This window comes from Bacteroides sp. ET489, from assembly GCF_030518095.1.
GTDB classification, from domain to species: Bacteria; Bacteroidota; Bacteroidia; order Bacteroidales; family Bacteroidaceae; genus Bacteroides; species Bacteroides ndongoniae.
The window spans coordinates 204,080-217,106 of sequence record NZ_JAULLJ010000003.1; the positions used below are offsets into that span (position 1 = coordinate 204,080).

A 13,027-nucleotide genomic window follows, 5' to 3' on the forward strand; every position below is an offset into this window, starting at 1 on the left:
AATATGATACTTTTAGCCGACAGCGGCTCCACCAAGACCGACTGGTGCGTGGCCGAAGGCGGGAAACCGCTGAAACAACTGACTACACGGGGCATCAACCCGTACTTTCAGACAGAGGAGGAAATAGAACAGGAAATCACCAGCGAGCTGTTGCCCCGGCTGGACGGGTTGTGCCCCGACAGCGTGCACTTCTACGGTGCGGGCTGCATCAACGATAAGGCAGAGGCCGTGCGCCGTGCCTTGACTCGCAGCCTTGGCACCGATGCCGTAGAGGTCTGCACCGACATGCTGGCCGCTGCACGTGCCTTGTGCGGACACGAGGCGGGCATTGCCTGCATACTGGGCACGGGCTCGAACTCGTGCTTCTACAACGGTCGCGAAATTGAGGCCAATGTATCGCCCTTAGGCTTCATCCTGGGCGACGAAGGCAGCGGTGCCTGTCTGGGAAAACTATTAGTGGGCGACCTGCTGAAAGGGCAGATGCCGGCGGCACTGAAGGACGAATTCCTGTCGAAGTACGACCTTACGCCCGCCGAGATTATCGACCGCGTCTATCGCCGTCCGTTCCCCAACCGTTTTCTGGCAGGCCTGTCGCCCTTCCTGGCCGGACACTTGCAGGAACCTTGCGTGCATCGTCTGGTGACGGACAGCTTCCGCGCCTTTCTGTGCCGCAACGTGAAGCACTACGACTATCGCCGGTACGAGGTCCACTTCACGGGTTCCATCGCCTTCCATTACCAACCGCTGCTGGCCGAGGCTGCCGAAGCCGAGGGCATCCGCCTGGGACAAGTCGTAAAAAGTCCGCTGGAGGGACTGATCGGATTTCATGCCTAAGGCAGTTTTTGTACAATGGGGGAAGGAACTATGCAAACGGCCACAGCGTACAAAAAACGCAGGCTTACACCGAATATCAGCCAAGGATTATCTGAAAATCCCTGTACGCATCAATTCCGTGTAAGCCTGCGTCAATTTATTTATAACGGAAAGCAGGTTTATTCAATGCTTTCTAACTGCAAATCATAAGTGAAAGCAGAATTTTCTAAAAGGGAAGAAGTTCCTGTGCCATATCCACTTTGATAGGGAATATAAAGCATCCAACGTTCACCTACATGCATATACTGAAGGGCCGACACCCATCCCGTCCCCCAATAAGCACCACTTACCGAATAAGCAGTAGGGCTATCAAAAGCTGTTGGTGCCTTTGTCTCAGGATCAAGTACACCGCAGTCAGTTGCTGCATACCCCTCAAACGTACCACCAAAGGTATCACCCGTAATCAGCGTACCGTAATAGTGAGTCTCTACGGTATTGGTATATACAGGCACGGCACCTGCCGTATTTTTTACAATCTTCTTGCAATACACATACTGCTTGCCCGCAGTGGTGCTTGCCGTAGTCTCCAAACCGAACATTTCGCCCGGTTCGAACTTGTCCGCTTCTTCCTGCGCTGCGTTCAGGGGCAGCAGACGGTCGGCAGCAAGGGCGTGAATAGAGTCGATAAAGGCAGTATTGCGCGGCTCCCAGTTGTCGTACTCGCCCACTTCTTCTACCTCATCGCAAGCGGCAAAGCCTACCGACAGAAACAGGAAGAGGGATAGGTATAAAAGACATTTGTTCATATGGATTATTTTTAGTTAACGAGTTGACATGTTAACAAGTTGAGGAGTTGACAAGTTAACGAGTTAACAAGGGAAGCGGATAAGCAGAATATTCTTTCATCCTCTGCCTCCTTCATCTTTGTAGCCTTGTTCACTTGTCAACCCGTCAACTTATCAACTAAAAAATTACAGTGTCTTCAGCAGTGAAGTGATGCTGACGCGATCGGCAATCAGACGGTCAAGGTCGGCGATGGCCACACGTTCTTGCTGCATCGTGTCGCGGTTGCGCAGTGTGACGCAGTTGTCTTCGAGTGTCTGATGGTCGACAGTGACGCAGTACGGAGTACCGATGGCATCCTGACGACGGTAGCGCTTGCCGATGGAGTCTTTCTCGTCGTACTGGCAGTTGAAGTGGAACTTCAGTGCGTCGATAATCTCGCGTGCCTTCTCGGGCAGTCCGTCTTTCTTGACAAGCGGCATCACGGCCAGTTTCACCGGAGCCAGGGCAGCGGGCAACTTCAGCACTACGCGGCTTTCGCCGTTTTCGAGCTGCTCTTCCTTATAAGAAGCCGACATGATGCTGAGGAACATACGGTCGACACCGATTGAAGTCTCGATGACGTACGGTGTGTAGCTTTCGTTGGTTTCGGGATCGAAGTACTTGATGTTCTTGCCCGAGAACTTCTCGTGTTGCGAGAGGTCGAAGTTGGTACGGCTGTGGATACCTTCCACTTCCTTGAAACCGAAGGGCATCAGGAATTCGATGTCGGTAGCGGCGTTGGCGTAGTGAGCCAGTTTTTCGTGGTCGTGGTAGCGGTAGTGATCGTCGCCAAAGCCCAGAGCCTTGTGCCATTTCAGGCGGATTTCTTTCCACTTCTTGAACCATTCGAGCTCGGTGCCGGGTTTTACGAAGAACTGCATTTCCATCTGTTCGAACTCGCGCATGCGGAAGATGAACTGACGGGCTACAATCTCGTTACGGAATGCTTTTCCTATCTGGGCGATACCGAAAGGGATCTTCATACGGCCCGTCTTCTGCACGTTCAGGTAGTTGACGAAGATACCTTGTGCTGTCTCGGGACGGAGGTATACCTTCATGGAGCCGTCGGCAGTCGAACCCATTTCGGTAGAGAACATCAGGTTGAACTGACGTACTTCAGTCCAGTTCTTCGTACCGCTGATGGGGCATACGATTTCTTCGTCGAGGATGATCTGACGCAATTCGTTCAGGTCGGGACCGGCGTTCATCGCGTCGGAGTAGCGTTGGTGCAGGGCGTCGCGCTTGGCCTGATGTTCCAGCACACGGGCATTGGTGCTGCGGAACTGAGCCTCGTCGAAGGCGTCGCCAAACTTCTTGGCAGCCTTAGCCACTTCCTTATTGATTTTTTCGTCGTACTTGGCTATTTGGTCTTCGATAAGAACATCGGCACGATAACGTTTCTTCGAGTCACGGTTGTCGATGAGCGGGTCGTTGAACGCATCCACGTGTCCGCTGGCCTTCCATATTGTGGGGTGCATGAAGATGGCCGAGTCGATGCCCACGATGTTTTCGTGGAGCAGCACCATGCTCTGCCACCAGTATTGCTTGATGTTGTTTTTCAGTTCCACACCATTCTGTCCGTAGTCATACACGGCTCCCAGCCCGTCGTAGATTTCGCTGCTGGGGAACACAAAACCATACTCCTTGCAGTGTGATACAAGTTTCTTAAAAACGTCTTCTTGTGCCATTTTCTTAAAATATCGATTAATTTTATTGCTAATTCTCGTTTAAAACGCCACAAAGATAGATATTTATCCAATATGTAGCACCGTGCAAGGACTTAATAATTGAAAATTTACGCACCCCTTCAGCCTCTGCCTCCTGCCCTTACCCCCTGCGGAGAGGCATGCACGCAAGGCCTTCGAGCCACACTTGCATTCCATTTGTGGGACACTTGCACGGCTCGCGAGCCGTACAAGTGTTGCTCGCGAGCCGTGCAAGTGTGGAACAAAGGGGGGAGAAACACTTGCGAAACAGGGGGCAAAAATCGAGAAATAGGGGTGTATTCTTCGGTTTCACTGCACAAAATCCCGATAATTTTCGTAATTTTGCCTGCAACAGAAAAAATTTCCGTAACGACATTGACAATTCCCCGATAGAATATGAGCGAAAACTTGGACGAACCGAAAGACGATTTGGAAAAAGACTTCAACGAAGCAGGCAGCGAAGAACACTCCGACTACAAACCCGCCGACACGAAAGATGCCAACGCGAAACACCAGCTGAGCGGCATGTACCAGAACTGGTTTCTGGACTACGCCTCGTACGTCATACTGGAACGCGCCGTGCCGCACATCCTCGACGGACTGAAGCCCGTGCAACGCCGCATCCTGCACTCCATGCGCCGCATGGAAGACGGCCGCTACAACAAGGTGGCCAACATCGTGGGGCACACCATGCAGTTCCACCCCCACGGCGACGCCTCCATCGGCGACGCGCTGGTGCAGCTCGGACAGAAGGACCTCCTCATCGACTGCCAAGGTAACTGGGGAAACATACTGACCGGCGATAGTGCCGCTGCCCCCCGTTACATCGAAGCACGCCTCTCGAAGTTCGCCCTCGACGTGGTGTTCAACCCCAAGACCACCGAGTGGAAGCTGTCGTACGACGGACGCAACCGCGAACCCGTCACCCTGCCCGTCAAGTTCCCGCTGCTGCTGGTTCAGGGGGTCGAAGGCATCGCCGTGGGACTGTCGTCGAAGATACTGCCGCACAACTTCAACGAGCTGTGCGACGCCGCCGTCCGCTACCTGCATCACGAGGAATTCCAACTCTACCCCGACTTCCAGACCGGAGGCAGCATCGACGTCAGCAAGTACAACGACGGCGAACGGGGAGGTGCCGTACGCATCCGCGCACGCATCGAGAAGATTGACAACAAGACCCTCGCCATCCGCGAAATTCCCTACGGCAAAACCGTGGCAAGCGTGTGCGACTCCATCGTAAAAGCCAGCGAAAAGGGCAAAATCAAGGTGAAGAAGGTGGAAGACCTTACCTCGGGCAACGTCGAGATACTCGTCCACCTGGCTCCCGGCGTGTCGTCGGACAAAACCATCGACGCCCTGTACGCCTTCACCGACTGCGAGGTGAGCATCTCGCCCAACTGCTGCGTCATCGACGGACAAAAGCCCCACTTCCTCACCGTGAGCGACGTGCTGCGCAAGTCCGTGGACAACACCCTGGCCCTGCTTCGCCGCGAACTCCAGATACGCCGTGGCGAAATCATGGAAAGCCTGCACTTCGCCTCGCTCGAAAAAGTATTTATCGAAGAGCGCATCTACAAGGACCGCGAGTTCGAACAGGCCCCGAACATGGACGCCGCCTGCGAGCACATCGACCTGCGCCTGACGCCCTATTACCCCACCTTCGTACGCGAGGTGACCAAGGACGACATCCTGCGACTGATGGAAATCAAGATGGCGCGCATCCTTAAGTTCAACTCCGACAAGGCCGAAGAAGCCATCGCCCGCATGAAAGCCGACATCGAAGAGATTGACCGCCACCTGGACAACATCGTGGAATACACCGTCGACTGGTTCCGCATGCTGCAAAACAAGTACGGCAAGAACTTCCCCCGCCGCACCGAGCTGCGCAACTTCGACACCATAGACTCGGCCAAAGTAGTCGAGGCCAACGAAAAACTATACATCAACCGCGAGGAGGGCTTCATCGGAACCAGTCTGAAGAAAGACGAGTTCCTGGCCAACTGCTCCAACTTGGACGACGTCATCATCTTCTTCCGCGACGGACGCTACCTTGTCACCCCCGTGGCCGACAAGAAGTTCGTGGGCAAGAACATACTCTATGCCAACGTGTTCAAGAAGAACGACAAGCGCACCATCTACAACCTGTGCTACCGCGACGGCAAGGAAGGCACCACTTACATCAAGCGCTTTGCCGTGACCTCCGTTGTGCGCGACCGCGAGTACGACGTCACCCAAGGCACCCCCGACTCGCGCATCACCTACTTCACTGCCAACCCCAACGGCGAGGCCGAAATCATCAAAGTCACCCTGAAGCCCAACCCGCGCCTGCGCAAGATCATCTTCGAGGAAGACTTCAGCAAGATAGGCATCAAGGGACGGCAGGCCATCGGAAACATTCTGACCCGCAACCCGGTGCACAAAATCAGCCTGAAGCAACGGGGAGGCTCCACCCTGGGCGGACGAAAAGTATGGTTCGACAGCGACGTGTTGCGCCTGAACTACGACGGGCGAGGCGACTACCTGGGCGAATTCCAGAGCGACGAACTCATCCTGGTGGTGCTGAACAACGGAGACTTCTATACCACCAACTTCGACGTCAACAACCATTACGAAGACAACATCCGCATCATCGAGAAATTCAGTCCCGACAAGGTGTGGACCGCCGTCCTCTACGATGCCGACCAGCAGAACTATCCCTACATCAAACGTTTCTGCTTCGAACCCTTCACCCGCAAGCAGAACTACCTGGGCGAGAACAAGAACAACCGCCTCATTCTGTTGACCGACGAATACTATCCGCGCCTGGAAGTAGTATTCGGCGGACACGACAGCTTCCGCGAACCATTGGTAGTCGAAGCCGACGAGTTCATCGCCGTGAAGGGCTTCAAGGCCAAGGGAAAGCGTCTGACGACCTTCACCGTAGAGACCATCAACGAGCTGGAGCCCACCCGTCAGCCCGAACTGCCCGACGACAACGCCGGCAACACTCCCGACGAAGAGCCCGAAAACCTGGACCCCGACCGCGACAAGAGCGAAGGCGACATCATCGACGAGATAACGGGACAGATGAAACTCTTCTAAGGAAATCAGGACTATGCCTTTACTGAAACAACAAAAAAGGTTTTAAGCGAAGCGAATGGAAAATAAAGAATAAAGAATTACGAAATGCGGGATGCCCCGGACATTTCTTTAAAGAATAAGATGAACCACAGATTTTTATACCTAATCCTGACCCTGCTCGGCTGCACCACGCTGGCGGCACAAAGCCCCGAACAGCAAGCCGTGCAGGCACTGAAGGCCGACTCGGCGGCAAAGAGCCGCTTCATCACCCGCGCAACACTGTACGGTGTGGGGGCCACCAACGTATTCGATACCTACCTGTCGCCACAGGAGTATCGGGGCATTGAGTTCCGCATCGCACGCGAAAGCATGCGCATGACCCACTGGCTGGACGGCAACATCTCGCGCCAGACCTTCTTCCAAGGCAATCTGGGCTACACGCACAACCGTGCGGACAATAACAACACCGTAAACGCCCTGCTCAACTGGAACTATGCCCTGCACTACAACTTCCGCCTGACCGACAACTTCCGCCTGCTGGCCGGAGCTGCGGGCGAGCTGAACGGAGGCTTCGTCTACAACATGCGCAACGGCAACAACCCCGCACAGGCACGTGCCTACGTCAACCTGGCCGCATCGGGCATGGCCATCTGGAACCTGCGCATCCGCAACTACCCCATCACGCTGCGTTACCAGCTGAACCTGCCCGTCATGGGTCTGATGTTCTCGCCCCACTACGGACAGTCGTACTACGAAATATTCTCCTTGGGCAATGCCGGCGGAGTGGTTCGCTTCACCTCGCTGCACAACCAGCCCTCGCTGCGGCAGATGCTGACGGCCGACTTCCCCGTAGGACGCGTCAAAATGCGCCTGGCCTATCTGTGGGACGCACAACAGTCCAGCATCAACGACATCCGCACACATACGTACTCGCACGTATTCATGGTGGGCTTCGTGAAAGAACTCTACCTGATGCGCAACAAATAAACCGAAAGCCTTATGAAAACCCGTTATACCCTATACAGCCTGCTGCTGTCCCTGCTTGTGCTGGCAGGCGGCTGCATCCGCGAAGAAGAATTCGACAATACCCCGCAGGGCAACTTCGAAGCCCTTTGGAAAATCATCGACGAGCAATACTGCTTCCTCGACTATAAGCAGATAGACTGGGACGCCATCCACGACAAGTATCAGCCCCTGATCAGTCCGGGCATGAGCAACGACGGCCTGTTCGAAGTGCTGGGCAACATGCTGGCCGAACTGAAGGACGGACACGTCAACCTGTACAGTGCCTCGAACACCGCCCGATACTGGGACTGGTATCTGGACTACCCGCGCAATTTCGACGAAGCCATCATCGAGCAATACCTAGGACGCGACTACCGCATCTCGGGCGGAATGAAATACCGCATCCTCGACGATAACATCGGCTACATCTACTACGGCGACTTCTCGTCGGGCGTGGGCGACGGCAATCTGGACGAAGCCCTGTCGTACCTCTCCATCTGCAACGGCCTCATCATCGACGTGCGAAACAACGGAGGAGGCAATCTTACCTATGCCAGCCGCATTGCAGCCCGATTTACCAACGAACGGATACTGACGGGCTACATACAGCACAAGACCGGCAAGGGTCACAACGATTTCTCCGACCCCGAACCTATCTACCTGGAGCCTTCGAACAGCATCCGCTGGCAGAAACAGACGGTGGTACTGACCAACCGCCACGCCTACAGCGCCACCAACGACTTTGTCAACTCGATGAGTGTGCTGCCCGGCGTCACCCTCGTGGGCGACAAGACCGGAGGCGGTTCGGGCCTGCCCTTCTCGTCGGAGTTGCCCAACGGCTGGGCGGTGCGTTTCTCGGCCAGTCCGCACCTGAATGCGCAGATGGAACAGATTGAGTTCGGCATCGACCCCGACATTCACATCGACATGGACGAAGCAGACCAGAGCAAAGGCATAGACACCATCATCGAACGGGCCCGCCAGCTGCTGAAGTCGGGGCAGTAAGCCTTCCTGCAAACGGCCTGAAGGCATCGTACAGACGCAGTTTATGCCTCGCAACCGCCAAAATCTTTGTCAAAGAGTTTGGCACAACCGAAAATCTTATTATCTTTGCCCCCGCTAAACCAAATTAGCCCCCGGCGGGTGTGGCGTAATTGGCAGCCGCGCCAGACTTAGGATCTGGTGCCGCAAGGCGTGTAGGTTCGAGTCCTATCACCCGCACTCCTTCGCTGAAGGAAAAAAGAAGATGCACCTCAATCGGGGTGCATCTTCTTTTTTTGCCCATACCCGAAGGTCTGTTCCGCCGGCATGCCGCCGCCCTGTCTACGACCGGAGCAAGCCCCGCCACAAGCCCTCTGGACAGGGGTTTGAGCGACGCAAGTGTGGCTCGCGAACAACACTTGTGTGGCTCGGGAGAAACACAAGTACGGCTCGCAAGCCGTGCAAGTGTCGCTCGCGAGCCGTACAAGTGTCCTGTAAACCGTCTGTTTTTACTCCATTCCGCCGCCGGAAGCTCCGCTGCTTTCGCCCGACTTCACATCATCGTTCGAGATAGTGCGTGCTGCTTTCTTTACGGTAGCTTTCAGTTCGCCGATGCGGTAGCTGATGCTGACACCGAAGCGCATTTGCGGATATTTGTTCCACGTGTCGTAAACGAAGCCCTGTCCCTCGATGTGCGACTCGTTACGGTTGTACTTCTTCAGGAAGTTGCTGGCAAAAGCCGAAAGCGACAACCGCCGTTCCATGAACGACTTGTTCAGACTCAGGCTATAGCCGAAGTAACTGCTACCTTTTCCCTGCAACATAATCCACGGAGTCTGGCCGAAGACATTCAGACTCAATCGCCAGTCGTACTTGAAGGTCTGCTGCGCTCCGCCGTAGCCGAAGAAGCTCCAACCGCTGTTCTGCAGTCCCTGTGCGCCTTTCACGTCGACGTAGTTGCCATACAGGTTGGTGTAGATACGCGTATTCTTCGTGGCGTTCCAGTTGATATAGCCGCTCAGACTGAAGTTACGGTTCTTGCCGATGTTCCGGTAGGTGGTGTAGAGCACGTCTTTGCCCGTCTTCTTGCTTTCGTCCAGCCCGGGAATATCGTCCTCGGACACCAGACTGGTGACGGAGTTGATGCTGTTGTTCGTAAACGAATAGCGGGCAGTCAGATTGATGTTGAACTTCTGTGTGAAGTTGCTGTAGCTGAGGTCGAAAGCATGGCTATGCTCGCTCTCCAGCTCGGGATTACCCCGACGGAGGTTGGAGGGGTTCATATCGTCGAGGTAAGGATTCAGATAACTGATGCTCGGACGATAGATGCGCATGTTGTAGCCCAGGCGCAGGTTCGACAGGTCGCTCAACTTCCACCCCAGCGAGGCAGAAGGCACTACGTCGTCGTAGTTCTTGCGGAAGTCGTCGCCACGGCCCAGCAGGTATTCCACGTCTTCGATGGTATGTTCGTAGCGCACGCCCAGACGGCCCGAAAGCTTTTCCCACTTCAGTCCGTAGCCCAGGTAGGCAGCCAGAATGTCGTTGCGATGACGGTAGTGCATGCTGTACTCCTCGTCGAACTGATAATCCGAGTTGATTTCGGCAGCCGTGCGCAGATAGCGGTCGTTGTCCGAAGCGTTGTTGCGCAGGATGTACTTCACGCCCGTCTCTATGGTGTGCAGCTTGCCGATGGGCGTAGTGTAGTCGGCCTGGAAGGTATGTTCGGTAGTGTTCTGACTGCCGTCGGTGTGCTGGTCCTGCAAGCGTCGCAGGTAGTCGGCCCAGTCGGTTTCGCCGAAGGCAATGCCGTATTCGGAGTAAGCGTCCGAGGTTTGCGGGCGGGTATTGATTTTGTACGAGAACGTCAGCATGCGGCCTGCCACCGTACGCGACAACTTCTGATAGTCGATACCTCCGTCGATGGAGTACCACGACGACTCGCTCCGGCTGCCGATGCCATACTGGTAGAGCAGGTGGTTGTCCAGCGGCGAGAATCCGCGATAGGCACTACCACCGTTGCTGTTGCTGCCGCCGCCCCACAGGCCGAAAGAGGCCGAAATCAGGTTCAGCGAGTCGATCTCGTAACTGGCTTCCATGCTGCCCGACTGGAACGAATAGTTGCTTTCGCTGCTTCCGTCGTAATCCAAGTTGGCCACGTCGGCAGAAACCTCGGTGGCACGCTGCGAACCGCCCGAATAGCTGCGGGGCGAGTCGTTATAGTTGTAGTTGTAGCGCGCGCTTACGGTCAGTTTTCCTTTCTGCACGGTGCCGAACAGTCCGCCTCCGGCGCCGCGGTTGCTGACGTTGCCGCTTACGGTCACCGTGTAGCCTTCGAATCCGCTACCCTCAGTCACGATGTTCAGGATACCACCCACGCCCTCGGCATCGTATTTAGGGCCGGGGTTGGTGATGACCTCAATGTGCTTGATGGTGTTGGCGGGCATGCTCTTCAGCACTTCGGTGGGGTTGTTGCTCATCATGTTGTTGGGCTTGCCGTTCACGTAGACCTTGAAGGAGCTGCTTCCGTTCACTTTGATGTTGTCTTCTCCGTCCACGGTCACCAGGGGTACCTTGCGAAGCATTTCGAGCAGCGAGTTAGTCTCCGAGTCGGGGTCGTCCTTCACGTTGTATTCTATTTTGTCAATGTCGGCCTTCACCAGCGGCTTCTGTGCTACTACTTCCACCTGGCCCAGTTCGTTCGAGGCATCGGTGACGTAGAGGGTTCCGAAGTCTACCAGCTTCTCGCCGGCCTTGACGGTAAAGTTTTTCACAATGGGGTTGCGTCCCACCGAAGTGATGGTCAGCACAAAGTTTCCTGTGCCGGGCACCTTCTCGCGGAATTCACCTTTCATGTCCGACACCAGCATTTTCACCGCCTGCTGCGGTTTCTCTTTCTTAGCCACTCGGATGGTAGCATACGGCTCGCCTTCGTGGGTGAGCGAATCGAGCAGCACTCCCTTGATCTGGAAAGTAGCCGCCGTGCCCTGTGCCACTGCTACGGCCGATACTCCGACGAGCATCCACAGCAGTACACAGCACTTCATCATGCGTTTAGCGCTTTTCATACTCTTTTTAAATAACCTACTGTCTGTTTGTTGATGTATTGTTCTGGCCGTATGCCTCTCTTCTTACATACGACTGGGCAAAAATAGAACGTTTTCCGATAGTTACGAGAGTTTCGGAGTTAAAAAAGGCAAAACTACACGAATTCGCAAGTCAGCCGGTACAATTGCTTCTGCACCGATTTTCCAGAATGATGCACATTGGGATAGTTTAAGCTACTTTATAAGATAGAAAAGCAGGAGCAGACATACGTTAACGGCAATCACGCAACCGAAGCCTTTCAGTATCCAAACACGCAGCGCACTGCCCCGCCCCGCAAAGAAAAGGGCGTAACACATGTTGACGGCAATGTTGCTGACAATGGCCTGCATGCTGCATGCCGTAATGACAAGCGTGGCCACGCCGCCCGTACCTTGCAGCAGGTTCAGGATGAACGGGGTAATGTCGCTGAAACCGGAAACGAAAGACAGCAACGTCAGACCGCCCGTACCGGCATAGAGCAACGTATAGTGCGTCAGCACGGTAAACACCACAAACAGCCCCGCAAAAATCAGAGCCACCTTGAACTCAAGCGGGTTGCGGCTGTCTTCTTCCTCCTCGCTCTGCCCGGCTTCATTCGTACGCTTGCGGCGCAGGTGCAGATACCATGCCGCCCCAGCCGACACGACCGACATGCCCAGCAGGTAGGGATAGATGGTCAGTAGCGTTTCGCGGCTGAAGATGCCTATCAGGATGAGGAAACGCAGAAACATCATGCTCACCGCCAGCAGCATGGCAGCTACATACTCGGGTGCCTCCTGTGCCGAAGCTCCCCGACTCTTGCGGGCCAGCACCGAAATGGTAGCCGTACTGCTGTATAGTCCGCCGATGATGCCCGACACCAAGATGCCCGACTCGCGGAACACATAGCGCCGCAACAGGTACGAAAGGTAGGAAATGCCCGACACCACCACCGTAGCCAGCCAGATGCTGTAAGGCGTCAGCTTAATGCCCGGAATCAGAGGTTCATCGGGCAGCATCGGCAGTATGATACCACTGATGGCGAGGAACTTGGCCAACGTAATCATTTCGTCGTTCTTCATGCGCTGTGCCAGCTCGGTAAAGGTATGTTTCAGTTCGGTGAACAGCAACACGGTGACCACCACCATGATGTAGAACCACGAAGGCTGCGTGGCCACGATGGGGGCAATGCAATAGGTGATAAGGGCGATGACGATGGTCGTCACCCCGAATACGCGGTACTGCGTCTGCTTGACGTAATAGTTCAGTGCCAATAGCACACCCAGCACAGCCCCACCACCCATAAACAGACGATAGTCCACGGGGTCGAGGATATAAAGCAGATAACCCAGAATACCGATGAAAGTAAACGTGCGGTCGGTTCCGAAGAGCGTAGTCTCGCCTTCGTGCTTCAGGCTGATGCGCCGTTGCGAAAGCCCGATGAGCAGGGAGAAGAGGGTCACCAGTACGAAGGTGACCAGTTCGCGGGGCAGGTATTGATAAAGTTTCTCCATAGCTATCATTTAATATGCATCTTTCGTACTTCTTTTGTACAACCACAGAATTATACTTAA

The 13,027-nt window shown here is 54.9% G+C and carries 8 protein-coding genes and 1 tRNA gene; 5 read left to right on the forward strand and 4 right to left on the reverse strand.

Going from position 1 to position 13,027, the window contains the following annotated elements:
- Positions 1 to 3 precede the first annotated feature (3 nt).
- Positions 4 to 834: an ATPase gene (locus Q3C19_RS03125; RefSeq protein ID WP_302727180.1), complete on the forward strand. Its 831-nt coding sequence runs from the start codon at positions 4 to 6 to the stop codon at positions 832 to 834.
- A 158-nt stretch (positions 835 to 992) separates the two neighbouring features.
- On the opposite strand, the gene Q3C19_RS03130 is transcribed toward Q3C19_RS03125, so the two are convergent.
- Positions 993 to 1,619, reverse strand: a complete 627-nt coding sequence (locus tag Q3C19_RS03130) for an FKBP-type peptidyl-prolyl cis-trans isomerase (protein ID WP_302727182.1) — start codon at positions 1,617 to 1,619, stop codon at positions 993 to 995.
- 165 nt (positions 1,620 to 1,784) lie between these two features.
- Positions 1,785 to 3,326 carry a glycine--tRNA ligase gene (locus tag Q3C19_RS03135; RefSeq protein WP_022163863.1) on the reverse strand — a complete coding sequence of 514 codons (1,542 nt, stop codon included), beginning with the start codon at positions 3,324 to 3,326 and terminating at the stop codon, positions 1,785 to 1,787.
- Between the two features lie 414 nt (positions 3,327 to 3,740).
- Between Q3C19_RS03135 and Q3C19_RS03140 the strand changes: the two genes are divergently transcribed.
- The 4 genes from Q3C19_RS03140 (at position 3,741) to Q3C19_RS03155 (ending at position 8,630) form a co-directional block, all read left to right on the forward strand.
- The gene (locus Q3C19_RS03140; RefSeq protein ID WP_302727184.1) at positions 3,741 to 6,425 is read left to right on the forward strand and encodes a DNA gyrase/topoisomerase IV subunit A; all 2,685 of its coding nucleotides are present in this window, start codon (positions 3,741 to 3,743) and stop codon (positions 6,423 to 6,425) included.
- 120 nt (positions 6,426 to 6,545) lie between these two features.
- Positions 6,546 to 7,391 carry a DUF3316 domain-containing protein gene (locus Q3C19_RS03145; protein WP_302727186.1) on the forward strand — a complete coding sequence of 282 codons (846 nt, stop codon included), beginning with the start codon at positions 6,546 to 6,548 and terminating at the stop codon, positions 7,389 to 7,391.
- A 12-nt stretch (positions 7,392 to 7,403) separates the two neighbouring features.
- Positions 7,404 to 8,414: a S41 family peptidase gene (locus Q3C19_RS03150; protein WP_302727188.1), complete on the forward strand. Its 1,011-nt coding sequence runs from the start codon at positions 7,404 to 7,406 to the stop codon at positions 8,412 to 8,414.
- 134 nt (positions 8,415 to 8,548) lie between these two features.
- Positions 8,549 to 8,630: transfer RNA gene (locus Q3C19_RS03155), tRNA-Leu, on the forward strand.
- A gap of 269 nt (positions 8,631 to 8,899) precedes the next feature.
- Here the strand turns inward: Q3C19_RS03155 and Q3C19_RS03160 are convergent.
- Together Q3C19_RS03160 and Q3C19_RS03165 are read right to left on the reverse strand one after the other, a co-directional pair.
- Complete coding sequence (locus Q3C19_RS03160; RefSeq protein ID WP_277120816.1) at positions 8,900 to 11,455, reverse strand: TonB-dependent receptor; 2,556 nt, start codon at positions 11,453 to 11,455, stop codon at positions 8,900 to 8,902.
- A gap of 213 nt (positions 11,456 to 11,668) precedes the next feature.
- Positions 11,669 to 12,967 carry a DUF4010 domain-containing protein gene (locus Q3C19_RS03165; RefSeq protein ID WP_302727191.1) on the reverse strand — a complete coding sequence of 433 codons (1,299 nt, stop codon included), beginning with the start codon at positions 12,965 to 12,967 and terminating at the stop codon, positions 11,669 to 11,671.
- Positions 12,968 to 13,027 lie beyond the last annotated feature (60 nt).

Bases quoted from the DNA above. Each gene is read 5' to 3' on its own strand.
- Q3C19_RS03125 (WP_302727180.1), top strand. From the start codon at position 4: ATGATACTTTTAGCCGACAGCGGCTCCACCAAGACCGACTGGTGCGTG.
- Q3C19_RS03130 (WP_302727182.1), bottom strand. From the start codon at position 1,619: ATGAACAAATGTCTTTTATACCTATCCCTCTTCCTGTTTCTGTCGGTA.
- Q3C19_RS03135 (WP_022163863.1), bottom strand. From the start codon at position 3,326: ATGGCACAAGAAGACGTTTTTAAGAAACTTGTATCACACTGCAAGGAG.
- Q3C19_RS03140 (WP_302727184.1), top strand. From the start codon at position 3,741: ATGAGCGAAAACTTGGACGAACCGAAAGACGATTTGGAAAAAGACTTC.
- Q3C19_RS03145 (WP_302727186.1), top strand. From the start codon at position 6,546: ATGAACCACAGATTTTTATACCTAATCCTGACCCTGCTCGGCTGCACC.
- Q3C19_RS03150 (WP_302727188.1), top strand. From the start codon at position 7,404: ATGAAAACCCGTTATACCCTATACAGCCTGCTGCTGTCCCTGCTTGTG.
- Q3C19_RS03160 (WP_277120816.1), bottom strand. From the start codon at position 11,455: ATGAAAAGCGCTAAACGCATGATGAAGTGCTGTGTACTGCTGTGGATG.
- Q3C19_RS03165 (WP_302727191.1), bottom strand. From the start codon at position 12,967: ATGGAGAAACTTTATCAATACCTGCCCCGCGAACTGGTCACCTTCGTA.